Consider the following 14,566-nt stretch of genomic DNA (forward strand, 5'->3'; position numbering starts at 1 on the left):
CCGGACCGCCGATCGGCAGGGGTAGCCTTTCTCCGCGTGACGAGTCCCGAATGGGCCCCTGAGCGCGAGGTGACGCCCGAACTGGCGGGCACGCTGATCGGGCGGAGGTTCCCTGAGCTGCGCGGCGCCCCGGTGGAGCGCCTCGCCACCGGCTGGGACAACACCGTCTTCCTCGTCGGCGGGGACTGGGTGTTCCGGTTCCCGCGCCGGCAGATGGCGATCCCGGGGGTCGAGCGCGAGATCGCGGTGCTGCCCGTCCTGGCGCCACGGCTGCCGCTGCCGGTGCCCGTGCCGCGCTTCGCCGGGGCGCCGTCGGACGACTTCCCCTGGCCGTTCTGGGGCGCGCGGCGCATCCCGGGCCGCGAGCTCGCCGACGTGCGGCCGGCGGACGGGGACCGGGTCGTCCTCGCCGCCGAGACCGGGGCCTTCCTGCGGGCCCTGCACGACCCTGCCCTGGCCCGGGAGGCGGGGGAGGGCCTGCCGTTCGATCCGATGGGACGCGCCGACCCCGCCGGGCGCGCGTCGCGTACCTACGGCCGCCTGGACGCGATCGCCGCCGGAGGGGTCTGGGAACGGGATCCGGCCGTCGAGGACTTCCTGGCGGCGGCCCAGGGCTGGGACGCGCCGGGCGGGGAACCGGTGATCGTCCATGGGGATCTGCACGTCCGGCATCTCCTGCTCACCGCCGACGGCCATGCGGCGGGAGTGATCGACTGGGGGGACGTCTGCCTCGGCGCCCCGGCCGTGGACCTGTCGCTGGCCTACGCGGGGTTCGAAGGCGCCGCGCGGGAGGCGTTCCTCGCGGAGTACGGGCCGGTGCCGGGGGAGCAGGAGGCCGCCGCGCGCACCCTGGCGCTGAACCTCACCGCGACGCTGGCCGAGTACGCGGCGTCCACCGGGCGGGACGCGCTGCTCGCCGAGACACTCGCGGGGCTCGGACGCGCCCTCAGCTGAGACCGGGGCTCAGGGTGCTCATGTAGACGCGGATCGTGGTGCCCTCCGGCCCGGTGTGGACGCGGACCAGGTCGGCGATGTGGTTGACCATGAGGATGCCGCGGCCGCCGTTCGGGCTCATGTCAGCGGGGCGGCGGCCGGCGAGCGGGTCGCTGATCGTCCCGGCGTCGCTGACCTCGCAGACGACGTGCCCGTTCTCCGCCCAGAGCCGCGCGGTGCCCGTGCCGCCGCCGTGCAGGCAGGAGTTGGCGGCCAGCTCGTTCACGGCGAGTTCGAGGTCGCCGACGGCTCTGGCGCCGAGGCCGAACCGCGTCCCCCAGTGGCAGGCGAACTCGCGGACGAGGGAGAGCGCGTCGATGTCGAAGCTCATCGCGACCGCCTCGGCGGGCTCGGCGGGCTCGGGCAGCGGCAGGTTGTAGTCGCCGATGACACGGTGCGGCGCGTAGTCGCCGCTCGGACGCAGGCCGTACCGGTCGATCACGACCGGATGGGTGGCGCGGGCGTCGGCGATCGCCACCGGGTCCAGCCGGGCCACGTCGTAGGGGCACAGGATCGTCGCCTCGCGCCCCGCGAAAGCCAGGTTGATCAGCGCCTCGTGCTGCGCGCAGGCCGGGTACTCGGTCGCCGAGCGACCGGGCCAGACGGGCTCGCCGATGATCCGCACCCGGCCTCCGGTGTGCCGGTCGGCGAAGTGCCGCAGCACCCCCGGGATGATGCGCCCGGGATTGCGGCCCGCCTCCGCCATGTCGATCCAGGTCACCTGACCGGCGGCCGCGCCGAGGGCGCCGCCGAGCTGGGCCGTGCGGGCGCCGGGCACCGCCACGGCCACCGGCTCGCCGGCGTCGAGCCCGGCGCGGATGAACGGCACGGTGCCCGCGAGGTACTCCTCGTCACCGCGGTAGAAGAGCGCGGGGTGGACGAACGCCTCCTCGTGTGCCACGCCCGTTCCGCCGGGCCTGAGGCTCATCGTTCGGTCGCTCCGTCCGGTGCCGCCGTCTCGTGCATTCGATCGAGAATACGCGTCGGAGGGAAGCCGTACGAGCAGGGCCATGCGGACATCCCCCGAGGTCAGCCGATCTGATGTTCCGAATCAGCGGTACCCGCGAAGCGCCCTCCGAAAACAGACAATATCCGGACCAATCACGTCCGGCGCCGCGGTGTCGCTCTCCCGCCACCACATGACCGAGGGGTCATTAGCCGGGCAGGAGGACCGCGTCGACGACGTCGGTCAGCCGCCCGCGCCCGCGGTGGGCGGCGCGCTGCAGTTCCGCTCCCGTACCGCCGGCGACCAGGCGCCGGACCCCGCGGGCGACGGCGTCGAGGTCGCCGGTCTCGCGCAGCGCGGGCAGCACGTGCGCCAGCAGGTCGCCCGCCTGCTCGCCGAAGCTCGCGGGCCGTCCCGTGCGCACGTCCAGGCCCCGCCCGGCCGGTCCGTGCCGCGCCGCCAGCCAGTAGGCCGCGCGCAGTATCTCGGAGGGCGGGTCGGGCGCCCGCTCGCCGGCGTCCACCGCGTCGGACGACACCTGCACCAGCGCCCGGACGAGTGCGGCGAACACCGAGGCCTCCCCGGCCGTCGGGGCGACGTCCGCGAGCCGGACCTCGATCGTGGGCAGCCGCGCCGACGGCCGGACGTCCCAGAAGATCGTCCCGGAGTCCATCAGGGCACCGCATTCGAGCAGCGCCCCGACGAGGTCGTCGTAGTGGCCCGCCGACGCGAAGTAGGGCGGAGGCCCCGCCACCGGCCACCGCGCCCAGGCCAGCGCCCGCCAGCAGGCGTGGCCGGTGTCGCGTCCCGCCCAGTACGGCGAGTTCGCCGCCAGGGCCAGCAGCGTCGGCAGCCAGGGGCGCAGATGGTTGCTGACCTGGACGGCGCGCTCGCGGTCGGGCATCTCGACGTGGACATGGCACGAGCAGATGCTCTGCTCGTCGTCCAGGCCGCGGTAGACGGCGAGGCTCTCGGCGTAGCGGGCGCCGCGGGCGATCGGGGCGGGCACGAGGTCCCCCAGCACGGGCGTCCCGGTCGCGGCGAGCCGGACGCCCTCCGCCGCCGCGGCGGCGGCCATCACCGCCCGCATCGAGCGGATCTGCTCGCCGAGCTTGTCCAGGTCGTCGCACGGCGAGGTCTTGGCCTCGGCGAGGTAGGCGACGAGTTCGGTGGAGGCGCGCTCGCCCAGTGCCGCGCCCGCCCGGCGCACCACGGCGGCGGCACGGGGGACGACCCCCCGGGAGACGGGATCGACGACGAAGTACTCTTCCTCGATTCCGAATCGCAGGGCCATCCCACCACCTCGGGCTCGGTCCTTCGACGCTACGTCGCCGCCGCGCCCTACGCACCTGCCGGACGGTCCGGAATAGGTGGAAAGGGATCTCTTTGACCTTCTTTGACCCGGCGCTCAGCGGGCACTGTCCGGGGAGGCGCAGTGGAAGGAAAGGGAGGTGAGATCGGATGCCCGGCTCGACTCCGATCGGCGTGCTCGTCATCCTGGTCGCCGTCGCCGTGTTCGTCCTGGCGGGGCTGTTCTACCTCGGCGACAAGCGCAAAGGCCCGCCCAACGGCTCGGATCGCGGCCGCTGAGACGGGCCGCCGGCGCGTGCCGCGCGCGGACCCCCGGCCGCCCTCAGGGGCCGGGGTCCACGAAGTACATCGACAGTGCGATGAGGTGCGTGACGACGACCACGCCGATGCCGAAGAAGAACAGCATCTTGGCGGGGCCGTGCGGGAAGACGGTCCCCGGCTTGAGCGGTCCGCGCTCGCGCTGCCGCGCGGCGATCCGTTCCTCGATCGGAGGCCGGCCGAACACCGCTACCCCCGGGGCTCGTCGACCACGACGTCGGTCATGATGTCGACGGCCAGTGCGATGACGCCGCCGATCGCGACGAGTGCGGCGCCCACTCCGAACACGACCCAGTCGGGGCCCAGGGTGATGCCGACGCCGCCGATGGCGAAACCGATGAAGATGATGGCCACGGCGACCCAGGACTTGGGACGCCCGGCGTGGCTGCCAGTCGACATGCGTTCGTCTTCCCTCTGCAAGGTTCGGGGGCTGGGGTCTACGACGCCGAACTCTAGCAACGCCCCTAGCCACGGGGCCTTCGGGGGTACCCGAAGATCGCCCCGTGGCCTGGGGGCCGCCCCAGGGCGGGACGGATCAGACGAACGCCCCCAGACCGGTCGCCGCGCGTCCGACGATCAGCGTGTTGATCTCCCGGGTGCCCTCGTAGGAGTAGAGGGCCTCGGCGTCGGCGACGAACCGGCCGATGCCGTAGTCGAGGACGATCCCGTTGCCCGCCATCAGCTCGCGCGCCCAGCCGACCGCCTCGCGCATGCGGCTGGTGCAGTAGGCCTTGGCGAGCGCGGAGTGCTCGTCGCGGTAGAGGCCCTCGTCCTGGAGCTGGGCGAGCCGCACCACCATGCCGAGAGAGGCGGTGGCGTTGCCGAGCATCCTGACCAGAAGGTCCTGGACGAGCTGGAACTTGGCGATCGGCCGCCCGAACTGCTCGCGCTCCACCGCGTAGTCGCGGGCGATCTCGTAGGCGGCGAGCATCACCCCGACGGCCTGCCAGGCGACGCCGCTGCGGGTCTGGCGCAGGATCGCGGCGGTGTCCCGGAACCCGTTCGCCCCGGCCAGCCGGTCGGACTCGGGGACCCGGCAGTCCTCCAGGAGGATGTCGGCGTTCTGCACGGTCCGCAGCGCGATCTTGTTCTCGATCCGGGTCGCGGTGAACCCGGGTGCGCCCTTCGCGACCACGAACCCCTTCACCTGGTCGTCGGCCTCGTCCCTGGCCCACACGACGGTGTGGTCGGCGAAGGTGGCGTTGCCGATCCAGCGCTTGGCGCCGTTCAGCACCCAGTGGTCGCCGTCGCGCCGCGCCGTGGTGCGCAGGCCCAGCGCGACGTCCGAACCGCCCTCCGGCTCGGTGAGCGCGAACGCGCCGATCTTCTCCATCCGCCCCATCGCGGGCAGCCAGCGCTCGCGCTGCTCCGGGGAGCCGCACCGCCCGATGCTGCCCATCGCGAGCCCGGCGTGCACTCCGAAGAACGTCGCCATGGACGGATCCACGCGGGCCATGTCCATCGCGAGGAACCCGGTGAGCAGGCTGCTCGGCTTGTCGCCCGGGCACTCGTCGTAGGCCAGGCCGGCGATGCCGAGCTCCCCGTACTGCGGGATCAGGTCGAACGGGAACTCCGCCCGCCCCCAGCAGTCGTTGGCGATCGGCGCGATCTTCGCCTCCAGGAAGCCGCGCACCCTCCCGAGGATCTCCTTCTCCCGCTCGTCGAGGAGTTCCTGCATGTGGTAGAGGTCGCCGGGGAGTGATTCCAGGGTCATGACCACCCCCCTTCCCGGACCGCGCCCCGCTAACCGGCCGCCCGCGCCCGCCGGCCGGGGGCCCGCGCCGGGCGCCGCGTACTGGTCAGCGGGACCCGGTTTCGAGCCGGATTCGGTCGCTCACCTACGATCCAGGACATGACGGTGCCGCCTGAGGAACTCGAACTGGCCGCCGCCTTCCCCACGGCCGACCGCGACCGGTGGCGGGAGATGGTGAAGGGGGTGCTGCGCAGGTCCGGCGCGGCGGGCGAGGACACCCCCCTCGACGAGATCGAGGGTCTGCTGACCCGGGACTCCTACGACGGAGTGCCCATCGCCGCGCTCTACACCCGCGACGACGCGCCGCCCGGACGTCCCGGGCTGGCCCCCTACGTGCGCGAGGTGCGCCCCGACGGCGAGGGGATCGCCGGATGGGACGTCCGGCAGCGGCACGCGCACCCCGACCCGGCCGTCACCCGCGAGGCGATCCTCGCCGACCTGGAGAACGGCGCCACCTCCGTGTGGCTGCGGCTCGGCGAGGGCGGCCTGCCCGTGGCCGCGCTCCCCGAGGCGCTGCGCGGCGTCCTGCTCGACCTGGCCCCCGTGGTGCTGGACGCGGGGGCGTCGGCGGGCGAGGCCGCGGAGGCGTTCCTGGCCCTGGTCGCCGAGCGCGGGAACGCGGCCGTCGCGTCCGGCAGTCTCGGTGCCGACCCGCTCGGCCTCGCGGCGCGCACCGGCACGCCAGGTTCGCTGGACGAGGCCGCCGCGCTCGCCGTCCGCTGCGTCCGCGAGTTCCCCGGGCTGCGCGCGGTCGTCGCCGACGGGACCCCGTACCACGACGCGGGCGGCGGCGACGCCGAGGAACTGGGCGCCGCCGTCGCCGCCGGCGTCGCGTACCTGCGCGCCCTGACCGGCGCCGGGCTGAGCGTGGACGAGGCGTTCGGGCAGATCGAGTTCCGCCTCGCCGTCAACGCCGACCAGTTCGCCTCGATCGCCAAGCTCCGCGCCGCCCGCCGCCTGTGGGCGCGGGTCGCGGAGGTCAGCGGCGCCGCGGAGGGCACCGCCGCGCGCGTCCACGCGGTCACCTCGTCGGCGATGATGACGCGGCGCGACCCGTGGGTGAACATGCTGCGCACCACCATCGCGACGTTCGCCGCCGGGGTCGGCGGCGCGGACGCGGTCACCGTCCAGCCGTTCGACGCCCGCCTCGGCCTGCCCGACGGCTTCGCCCGGCGCATCGCCCGCAACACCCAGACGCTGCTGCTGGAGGAATCGAGCCTCGCCCGCGTCGTCGACCCGGCGGGCGGCTCCTGGTACGCCGAGAGCCTCACCGAGGGGCTCGCCCAGGCCGCCTGGACCTGGTTCACCGAGATCGAGAAGGCCGGGGGCCTGGCCGCCGCCCTCGACTCGGGCCTCGTCGCCCGCCGCCTCGCCGCCACCTGGGAGCGGCGGCGCAAGGACGTCGCCCGCCGCAAGGCGCCGCTCACCGGCATCAGCGAGTTCCCCAACCTCACCGAGACGCTGCCACAGCGCGCCCCGGCGCCACCGGGGCCCGGCGGCGGCCTCCCGACCGTCGCCTACGCGCAGGACTTCGAGGCCCTGCGCGATCGCTCCGACGCCCACGCCGAGGCCACCGGCGCCCCTCCGAAGGTCTTCCTCGCGACGCTCGGGCCGATCGCCGCCCACACGGCGCGCGCGTCGTTCGCCGCCAACCTCTTCCAGGCCGGCGGGATCGAGACGATCACGGGCGCCCCCGAGGAGTTCGGGACGTCCGGCGCCGCGGTCGCCTGCATCTGCTCCAGCGACGCCCTCTACGAGGAGGGCGCCGCGGAGGCCGCGCGGGTTCTGCGGGACGCGGGTGCGGTGAAGGTCTGGCTGGCGGGTAAGGGAACCTACGAGGGGGTCGACGCCCGCGTGCACGCGGGATGCGACGCGATCGAGGTGCTGGAGACCACCCTCCACGATCTGGGAGTGAACGAATGATCCCCGACTTCGCCGAGGTCGACCTCGGGACGGCGCCCCCCGCCGACGAGGCCGCCAAGCGGTGGCGCGCCGCGGTCGCCGACGCCACCGGCGCCGACCCCGAGGCCCAGACCTGGGACACCCCGGAGGGCATCGGCGTCAAGCCCCTCTACACCGGCGACGACCTGGCCGGGCTCGACTTCCTCGGCACCTATCCGGGCGTCGCGCCGTTCCTGCGCGGCCCCTATCCGGCGATGTACGCCACCCAGCCGTGGACGATCCGGCAGTACGCCGGCTTCTCCACCGCCGAGGAGTCCAACGCCTTCTACCGGCGCAACCTCGCGGCCGGGCAGAAGGGCCTGTCGGTGGCCTTCGACCTGGCCACGCACCGCGGCTACGACTCCGACCACCCGCGCGTGGCCGGCGACGTCGGCATGGCCGGGGTCGCGATCGACTCCATCTACGACATGCGGCAGCTCTTCGACGGCATCCCGCTGGACCGGATGAGCGTGTCGATGACCATGAACGGCGCCGTCCTGCCCGTCCTCGCGCTGTACATCGCCGCCGCGCAGGAGCAGGGGGTGGAGCCGGAGGCGCTTGCGGGGACCATCCAGAACGACATCCTCAAGGAGTTCATGGTCCGCAACACCTACATCTACCCGCCGCAGCCGTCCATGCGGATCATCTCCGACATCTTCGCGTTCACCTCGCAGCGGATGCCGAAGTACAACTCCATCTCGATCTCCGGCTACCACATCCAGGAGGCCGGGGCCACCGCCGACCTGGAGCTCGCCTACACGCTCGCCGACGGCGTCGAGTACATCCGCGCCGGGCGCGAGGCGGGCCTCGACATCGACGCGTTCGCGCCGCGCCTGTCGTTCTTCTGGGCGATCGGGATGAACTTCTTCATGGAGGTCGCCAAGCTCCGCGCCGCGCGGCTGCTGTGGGCGCGGCTGGTGAAGACGTTCGGGCCGCGCAACCCCAAGTCGCTGTCGCTACGGACGCACTCGCAGACGTCCGGCTGGTCGCTGACCGCGCAGGACGTGTTCAACAACGTCGCCCGCACCTGCGTCGAGGCCATGGCCGCCACGCAGGGGCACACCCAGTCCCTGCACACCAACGCCCTGGACGAGGCCCTCGCGCTGCCGACCGACTTCTCGGCCCGTATCGCCCGCAACACCCAGCTCGTCCTGCAGCAGGAGTCCGGGACGACCCGCACCATCGACCCCTGGGGCGGCAGCGCCTACGTCGAGCGGCTCACCTACGACCTCGCCCGCCGCGCCTGGGGCCACATCACCGAGGTCGAGCAGGCCGGCGGCATGGCCAAGGCGATCGACGAGGGGCTGCCCAAGCTGCGCATCGAGGAGGCCGCCGCCCGCACCCAGGCCCGCATCGACTCCGGGCGGCAGCCCGTCATCGGCGTCAACAAGTACCGGCCCGACGTCGAGCAGGAGATCGAGGTCCTCAAGGTCGACAACGCCTCCGTCCGCGCGCAGCAGATCGACAAGCTGCGCCGGCTGCGCGAGGAGCGCGACGAGACCGTGACGCGGGCCGCGCTGGAGGCGCTCACCCGCACCGCCGGGGCCGCCGAGGACGGCACCCGCCCGCGGGGCCTGGAGCACAACCTGCTCGCGCTCGCCATCGACGCCGCCCGGGCCAAGGCCACCGTCGGCGAGATCTCCGACGCCCTGGAGCGGGCCTACGGGCGGCACGCGGCGCAGATCCGTACGATCTCCGGTGTGTACCGGGAAGAGGCGGGGCGGGTGACGGGCATCGAGAGGGCGCGGGCCGCGGCCGCCGCGTTCGAGGAGGCCGAGGGCCGCCGCCCCCGCATCCTCGTGGCCAAGATGGGGCAGGACGGCCACGACCGCGGCCAGAAGGTGATCGCGACCGGGTTCGCCGACCTCGGCTTCGACGTCGACGTGGGCCCGCTGTTCCAGACCCCCGGCGAGGTGGCCCTGCAGGCCGTCGAGGCCGACGTGCACATCGTCGGCGTCAACTCGCTCGCCGCCGGCCACCTGACGCTGGTCCCCGCGCTGCGCGAGGAGCTGGCCGCGCTGGGCCGCGGCGACATCATGATCGTCGTCGGCGGCGTCATCCCGCCCGGGGACTTCGAGGAGCTGCGCGCCGCCGGCGCCTCGGCGATCTTCCCGCCCGGCACCGTCCTGGCCGACGCGGCGATCGGCCTGCTGGAGGAGCTCACCGCCGCGCTCGGGCACGCCGTGCCCGAGCACTCCTGAGGAGCGCCGCGGGAGTGACGAGGGAAGGCGGCGCCGCGGGGCGCCCGGCGGGCGCTCGGGGAGCGCCGTGAGCGCGCCGGGCCTCGACGACTACGCGGCCGGGGTGCGGGACGGGTCGCGGGCGTGGATCGCGCGGGCGATCACGCTGGTGGAGTCGGCCCGCCCGGACCACCGGGAGCTGGCGCAGAAGCTGCTGGTCGAGCTGACACCGCACGCCGGGAACGCCCGCCGCGTCGGGATCACCGGCGTGCCCGGGGTCGGCAAGTCCACGTTCATCGACGCGCTCGGCACCCGGCTGACGGGGGAGGGCGAGAAGGTCGCGGTCCTCGCCGTGGACCCGTCCTCCACCCGGACGGGCGGCAGCATCCTCGGGGACAAGACCCGCATGCACCGCCTCGCGACCGATCCGGCCGCGTTCATCCGCCCCTCGCCCACCGCCGGGACGCTCGGCGGCGTCGCGAAGGCCACCCGCGAGGCGATGGTGGTCATGGAGGCCGCCGGGTACGACGTCGTCCTGGTCGAGACGGTCGGCGTCGGGCAGTCCGAGACCGCCGTCGCCGAGATGGTCGACTCCTTCCTTTTCCTCACCCTCGCCCGCACCGGCGACCAGCTCCAGGGGATCAAGAAGGGCGTCCTGGAGCTGGCCGACGTCATCGCGGTGAACAAGGCCGACGGCGAGCACAGGAGAGAGGCCGAGCGCGCCGCCCGCGAGCTGGCGGGAGCGCTGCGTCTCCTGCGCAGCGATGAGCGCACCCGCGCCACGCCGGTCCTGACGTGCAGCGCCAAGGAGGGCACCGGGCTGGAGGAGGTGTGGGGCGCGCTCGTGGAGCACCAGGACCGGCTCCGCGAGTCCGGCGAGCTGGAGGCCCGGCGGCGCCGCCAGCAGGTCGGGTGGACGTGGGCGCTGGTCCGCGAGCGGCTGCTGTCCGACCTGCGCGGGCATCCCGGCGTCCGGGAGGCCGCGCCCGGCCTGGAGCGGGAGGTCGCGGAGGGGACGCTGACGCCCGCGCTGGCCGCCGAGCGCATCCTGGAGGCGTTCTCGCGGGACCGCTGAACGGGGTTCCCGTATGTCCGAAACCTTGGGTTGTCCCAGGTCCCGGTCGCGGCGGACGGGGATCAGGTACAAAAGTCGGATGGACGTCATCGCGCTCGATGATCCGACGGACGCGCAGATCCGGGGGTGGCACTCGGTGCTCGCCGCCGTCCACGCGGCCGAGCCGGACGGCGACCCCGCGCCCGACCCGGAGCGGACGGCGCGGCTGCTGCTCGGCGCGGAGGCCGGCTCGCGGCAGCGGCTGTGGGCGGCGGCCGCCGGCGGGCCGGGGGCGGCGGGCGGCGCCCTGGCCGCGGTGGCGGCGCTGCGGCTGCCCGGCGAGCCCGGCGCCGACCGCCCCGGCGAGGTCGACATCCAGGTCCGCCCCGAGCACCGGCGGCGCGGGCTCGGCGCCCGGCTCCTCGCCGCGGCCGCGGCGGGGCTGCGCGCCGACGGCCGCTCCAGCGTGATCGCGCAGGTCCTCGCGGGCACCCCGGCCGTCCCGTTCCTGGAGTCGCACGGCTTCGAGTGCGTGCTGACCCTGCGCGGCATGCTGCTGCGGCTGGACGACGTCCCCGCCGAGCGCGTGGCGCGGCTGCTGGCCGAGGCGCCCGCCGGGTACCGGCTCGTGCGCTGGCGGGGCGTGGTGCCGGACGAGCACGCCGGCGCCCTCGCCCGCGCCAAGCACGCCATGGCCGACTTCGCCGAGTACGAGGGGACGCCCTGGGACGCGCACCGCGTCCGCGAGATGGCCGAGATCGTCGCCAAGCGCGGCGACGACCTCTACACGGTCGCGGCGCTGTCGGGAGGCGTCATCGCCGGGTTCACCGAGGTCGTGGTGCCGGCCGGGTGCGCCGGGCGCGCGGCGCAGTACGACACGGCGGTGCTGCCCGAGCACCGCGGCAGGCGGCTCGGCATCTGGGTGAAGGCGGCGATGCTGCGCTGGCTGGAGGAGGAGTGCCCCGGCGTGCGGGAAATCGAAACGGACAATTCCGGCGACAACGCTCACATGATCGCCGTGAACGAGGAGCTCGGCTTCCGCCTGGAGCGCGAGTCCCTGGAGTTCCAGGCCGCCGTGTCCGCCCTCCCTGCCGCCGGTCGCTGACCGGAAAACACGTTGCCCCCGCGGCCCGCCGCTGGGCATTCTCATGGAGGCCTTCCGGGAAATGCCCGGAAGGCGGAGAATTGCCGAAGCATTTCCTCGTAGTTCAACGGCAGAACGCCGCACTGTTAATGCGGATATCCAGGTTCGAATCCTGGCGGGGGAGCGGCACGGGCTAGGGAGGTGACCCGGTGAACGTGCTCGTCCTGAACGCGTCGTACGAACCCATGCAGAGGGTCGATCTGCGGCACGCCATCCGCATGCTGGTGCGCGAGGTGGCCGTGGTCGAGGAGGCGGAGGAGGGCCGCACCTTCGGCCGCTTCCCGGTCCCGCGGGTCCTGCGGCTCGTCCGCTACGTCGCGATGCGCTGGAGGCACGGCAGGCGCCCGCCCTGGAGCAAGCGCGGCGTGTACCTGCGCGACGGGGGCCGCTGCTGCTACTGCGGGAAGCGCGGCAACACGATCGACCACGTCCACCCGCAGTCCCGCGGCGGCGCGGACACCTGGGAGAACACCGTCCTGGCGTGCGGCAGGTGCAACAACCGCAAGGGGGACCGGACGCTCGCCGAGGCCGGGCTGCGGCTGCTGTCGCGGCCGCGGGTGCCCCGCTGGGAGGAACTCGTCGGGTCGTGACGGGAGGCGCCGGGTCCGCCCGGCGCCGTCGGGGGAGGGGCCGGACCGCGTCGTGCGGTCCGGCCCCTGGCCTCTCGCCGCGGCGCCGTCCGGTAGCCCGCACGTGACTCTGTGTGTTTTGTGAAGCTTGTGAGGCAATTAGGGCGATTGTGGTAATGTGCCGCCAATCTTGAGCTTTGTTATCTAGGAGAGATCTGTGGCGGCCCTCGATCCCCCCGGCAGGACTGCCCGCCCCCCGCGCGGGCGCAGAACGGCGAAGCGCCTCGCGGCGCTCGCCCTCGCGGCGGGCGTCTCGGCGGCGCTGCCGCCGGTGTCCGGGAGCGCGGCGGCCCTCCCGCAGGAGCCGAAGGACCTGAAGAAGGAGTACGCCAAGCTCAAGGTGCGCTCGGAGAAGCTCTCCAAGGAGTACCGGGGCGAGCTCGTCTCGCTCGAGGAGGCGAAGAAGGCCGCCGTCCGCGCCGGCGCGGACGCCACCAGGGCCGGCCGCGAGTACGACGCCGCCCGCGTCGACGTGGCCCGCCTGGCGTCCTCCACCTACATGACCGGCCGTCTCGACGTGATCCCGATGATCTCCTCGGCCGAGCCGGGCGCCGCTGTCCGCGACGCCGCCGTGATCGAGCACATCAGCCGCAACAACGGCCGCCGCATCCAGACCCTGGAGGCGCTGAACACCAGGGCGGTCCAGTCTCAGGCGACGGCCAGGAAGAAGCTGGACGCGGTCGAGAAGGAGATCGACGACCTGGAGGGCCAGCGCGCCCGCGTCAAGAAGCTGCTCGCCAAGTACAAGCCGGAGGCGACCCGCACCACCGTCCCCGCCGGCGGCGGCCGCCCGGACGGGGCGAGCGGCACGAAGTCCCCGATCGTCGGCAACTCGATGACCGCGCGCATGCGCACCGCGCTGCTGGACATCGACGGAAAGTTCGGCGCGTTCCCCACGATCGGCTGCTCGCGCCCCGGCGACCCGCAGGACCACGGCTCGGGCCGGGCCTGCGACTTCATGGAGAGCACCGGCGGCAAGATGCCGAGCGCCTCCGCCCAGGCGCACGGCGACCGCGTCGCCCAGTACGTGATCGACAACGCGTCCCGCCTCGGCATCAAGTACGTCATCTGGAAGCAGCGCATCTACGACATGCGCGGCAGTGGCGGCTGGCGCCAGATGGAGGACCGGGGCAGCGTCACCCAGAACCACTTCGACCACGTCCACGTCTCCGTGCTCTGACGGGTCCGCGCCCTCCGGCGCGGCCGCCGGAGGGCCGCGCGGGCGCCCTTACCGATCGCCGAGTTCGACGACGGCGGACTCGCGGGCGGAGCGGGCGGCGGCCTCGATGACCTCCAGCCCGGTGATCGCCTCGGCGAGGGTGACCGGGGGCGGCGCGCCGTCCCGCAGGGTGCGCAGGACGCCCGCGTAGAAGTCGTGGTAGGCCCCGGCGGCCGTGGGCTCGGGGGTCTCGTGCCCGGGCGTGCCGAGCAGGCCGCTGGACCCGGGCGGGGCGATGCCGTAGCCGGGGTCCTTGGGGGTGAGGCCCGCGCGGAGCTGCTCCTCCTGGACGTCCATGCCCGAGACCGTGTACGCCGCGCTGCCGCCGAGGACGCGGAAGCGCGGGCCCAGTTCGGCCGCGGTGGCGCTCATCCACAGGTGCGACCGGGCGCCGCCCGGGTGGGTCAGGGCCACGAACACGTCGTCGGGGGCCGCGGCTCCCGGGCGGCGGGCGTCGATCTCGGCGTAGACGCGGTCCGGGGGGCCGAGCAGCGCGATCGCCTGGTCGACGAGGTGGGATCCGAGGTCGAACAGGATGCCGCCCGCGTCGCGGGGGTCGGCGCTCTCCTTCCAGCTCTCCCTGACCTCCGGCCGCCAGCGCTCGAAGCGCGACTCCAGGCGCCGGACGTCGCCGAGGGCGCCCGAGGAGACCAGCCGCCGCACCGTCTGGAAGTCGCCGTCCCAGCGGCGGTTGTGGAAGGGGAAGACCGGCAGCCCCCGGACGGCGCTCAGCGCGGCGAGGGAGCGGGCTTCGGCCGAGGCGGCGGCGACGGGCTTGTCCACGACGACGGGAAGGCCCGAGGTCAGCGCGGTCCGGGCCAGCGGCACGTGCTGCCGGTTCGGGGCGGTGACCACCACCAGGTCGCAGGCGCCCGACGCCCCCCACAGCCGGTCCACGCTGTCGAGGACCTCCGCCTCCGGGTACCGCTCGCGCACGGCCCGCTGCCGCTCCGGCGCGCCGGTCACGACCGCGGCCAGCCGCATCCCCGGCACGGACGAGATCAGCGGGGCGTGGAACACCGAGCCGCCGGTGCCGAATCCGATCAGGGCAACACGCAGATCCATGTCCCGATCATGA

Annotated in this window: 14 protein-coding genes and 1 tRNA gene; 9 read left to right on the forward strand and 6 right to left on the reverse strand. The window is 74.1% G+C overall.

Annotated features, from left to right (window positions below; all coding sequences use genetic code 11):
* The first annotated feature begins 36 nt into the window (after positions 1 to 36).
* Positions 37 to 954, forward strand: coding sequence for a phosphotransferase (locus BJ999_RS19500; protein WP_229810553.1), 918 nt, complete (start codon positions 37 to 39; stop codon positions 952 to 954).
* Here BJ999_RS19500 and BJ999_RS19505 read toward each other — a convergent pair.
* Together BJ999_RS19505 and BJ999_RS19510 are read right to left on the reverse strand one after the other, a co-directional pair.
* Entirely contained in the window at positions 947 to 1,921 is a 975-nt protein-coding gene (locus BJ999_RS19505) for a sensor histidine kinase (protein WP_179834615.1), read from the reverse strand. The genes BJ999_RS19500 and BJ999_RS19505 overlap by 8 nt on opposite strands.
* A gap of 226 nt (positions 1,922 to 2,147) precedes the next feature.
* Positions 2,148 to 3,233 (reverse strand): carboxylate-amine ligase, encoded by a 1,086-nt coding sequence (locus BJ999_RS19510; protein WP_179834616.1) that lies wholly within the window; start codon positions 3,231 to 3,233, stop codon positions 2,148 to 2,150.
* 167 nt (positions 3,234 to 3,400) lie between these two features.
* On the opposite strand from BJ999_RS19510, the gene BJ999_RS43055 reads away from it, so the two are divergent.
* Positions 3,401 to 3,529: a hypothetical protein gene (locus BJ999_RS43055; protein ID WP_268247850.1), complete on the forward strand. Its 129-nt coding sequence runs from the start codon at positions 3,401 to 3,403 to the stop codon at positions 3,527 to 3,529.
* A 43-nt stretch (positions 3,530 to 3,572) separates the two neighbouring features.
* On the opposite strand, the gene BJ999_RS19515 is transcribed toward BJ999_RS43055, so the two are convergent.
* From BJ999_RS19515 to BJ999_RS19525, 3 genes are all read right to left on the reverse strand, one after another.
* The gene (locus BJ999_RS19515) at positions 3,573 to 3,755 is read right to left on the reverse strand and encodes a hypothetical protein (protein WP_021600299.1); all 183 of its coding nucleotides are present in this window, start codon (positions 3,753 to 3,755) and stop codon (positions 3,573 to 3,575) included.
* Positions 3,756 to 3,757: 2 nt separating this feature from the next.
* A complete protein-coding gene (locus tag BJ999_RS19520) occupies positions 3,758 to 3,967 on the reverse strand; it encodes an HGxxPAAW family protein (RefSeq protein ID WP_179834617.1) in 210 nt (69 codons plus the stop codon).
* Between the two features lie 136 nt (positions 3,968 to 4,103).
* Positions 4,104 to 5,282, reverse strand: coding sequence for an acyl-CoA dehydrogenase family protein (locus tag BJ999_RS19525; RefSeq protein ID WP_179834618.1), 1,179 nt, complete (start codon positions 5,280 to 5,282; stop codon positions 4,104 to 4,106).
* Positions 5,283 to 5,420: 138 nt separating this feature from the next.
* Between BJ999_RS19525 and BJ999_RS19530 the strand changes: the two genes are divergently transcribed.
* From BJ999_RS19530 to BJ999_RS19560, 7 genes are all read left to right on the forward strand, one after another.
* Entirely contained in the window at positions 5,421 to 7,244 is a 1,824-nt protein-coding gene (locus BJ999_RS19530; protein WP_179834619.1) for a methylmalonyl-CoA mutase subunit beta, read from the forward strand.
* Positions 7,241 to 9,463, forward strand: a complete 2,223-nt coding sequence (gene scpA / locus BJ999_RS19535; RefSeq protein ID WP_179834620.1) for a methylmalonyl-CoA mutase — start codon at positions 7,241 to 7,243, stop codon at positions 9,461 to 9,463. Before BJ999_RS19530 ends, scpA begins: the two co-directional genes overlap by 4 nt.
* Before the next feature lie 67 nt (positions 9,464 to 9,530).
* A complete protein-coding gene (gene meaB, locus BJ999_RS19540) occupies positions 9,531 to 10,517 on the forward strand; it encodes a methylmalonyl Co-A mutase-associated GTPase MeaB (protein WP_179834621.1) in 987 nt (328 codons plus the stop codon).
* A gap of 79 nt (positions 10,518 to 10,596) precedes the next feature.
* Complete coding sequence (locus BJ999_RS19545) at positions 10,597 to 11,601, forward strand: GNAT family N-acetyltransferase (RefSeq protein WP_179834622.1); 1,005 nt, start codon at positions 10,597 to 10,599, stop codon at positions 11,599 to 11,601.
* 92 nt (positions 11,602 to 11,693) lie between these two features.
* Positions 11,694 to 11,764: transfer RNA gene (locus BJ999_RS19550), tRNA-Asn, on the forward strand.
* 25 nt (positions 11,765 to 11,789) lie between these two features.
* Positions 11,790 to 12,230 (forward strand): HNH endonuclease, encoded by a 441-nt coding sequence (locus tag BJ999_RS19555; protein ID WP_179834623.1) that lies wholly within the window; start codon positions 11,790 to 11,792, stop codon positions 12,228 to 12,230.
* A gap of 196 nt (positions 12,231 to 12,426) precedes the next feature.
* Positions 12,427 to 13,449 carry a coiled-coil domain-containing protein gene (locus tag BJ999_RS19560; protein WP_229810554.1) on the forward strand — a complete coding sequence of 341 codons (1,023 nt, stop codon included), beginning with the start codon at positions 12,427 to 12,429 and terminating at the stop codon, positions 13,447 to 13,449.
* A 48-nt stretch (positions 13,450 to 13,497) separates the two neighbouring features.
* Here BJ999_RS19560 and BJ999_RS19565 read toward each other — a convergent pair whose 3' ends face one another.
* On the reverse strand, positions 13,498 to 14,553 hold the full coding sequence (locus BJ999_RS19565; protein WP_179834624.1) for a Gfo/Idh/MocA family oxidoreductase: 1,056 nt from the start codon (positions 14,551 to 14,553) through the stop codon (positions 13,498 to 13,500).
* Positions 14,554 to 14,566 lie beyond the last annotated feature (13 nt).

This window comes from Actinomadura citrea (assembly GCF_013409045.1).
GTDB lineage: Bacteria > Actinomycetota > Actinomycetes > Streptosporangiales > Streptosporangiaceae > Spirillospora > Spirillospora citrea.

What these genes read in the sequence shown, in the direction of transcription:
- BJ999_RS19565 (WP_179834624.1), bottom strand. Translation starts at nt 14,553, where the DNA reads ATGGATCTGCGTGTTGCCCTGATCGGATTCGGCACCGGCGGCTCGGTG.
- BJ999_RS19530 (WP_179834619.1), top strand. Translation starts at nt 5,421, where the DNA reads ATGACGGTGCCGCCTGAGGAACTCGAACTGGCCGCCGCCTTCCCCACG.
- BJ999_RS19505 (WP_179834615.1), bottom strand. Translation starts at nt 1,921, where the DNA reads ATGAGCCTCAGGCCCGGCGGAACGGGCGTGGCACACGAGGAGGCGTTC.
- BJ999_RS43055 (WP_268247850.1), top strand. Translation starts at nt 3,401, where the DNA reads ATGCCCGGCTCGACTCCGATCGGCGTGCTCGTCATCCTGGTCGCCGTC.
- BJ999_RS19525 (WP_179834618.1), bottom strand. Translation starts at nt 5,282, where the DNA reads ATGACCCTGGAATCACTCCCCGGCGACCTCTACCACATGCAGGAACTC.
- BJ999_RS19545 (WP_179834622.1), top strand. Translation starts at nt 10,597, where the DNA reads ATGGACGTCATCGCGCTCGATGATCCGACGGACGCGCAGATCCGGGGG.
- BJ999_RS19510 (WP_179834616.1), bottom strand. Translation starts at nt 3,233, where the DNA reads ATGGCCCTGCGATTCGGAATCGAGGAAGAGTACTTCGTCGTCGATCCC.
- scpA (WP_179834620.1), top strand. Translation starts at nt 7,241, where the DNA reads ATGATCCCCGACTTCGCCGAGGTCGACCTCGGGACGGCGCCCCCCGCC.
- BJ999_RS19520 (WP_179834617.1), bottom strand. Translation starts at nt 3,967, where the DNA reads ATGTCGACTGGCAGCCACGCCGGGCGTCCCAAGTCCTGGGTCGCCGTG.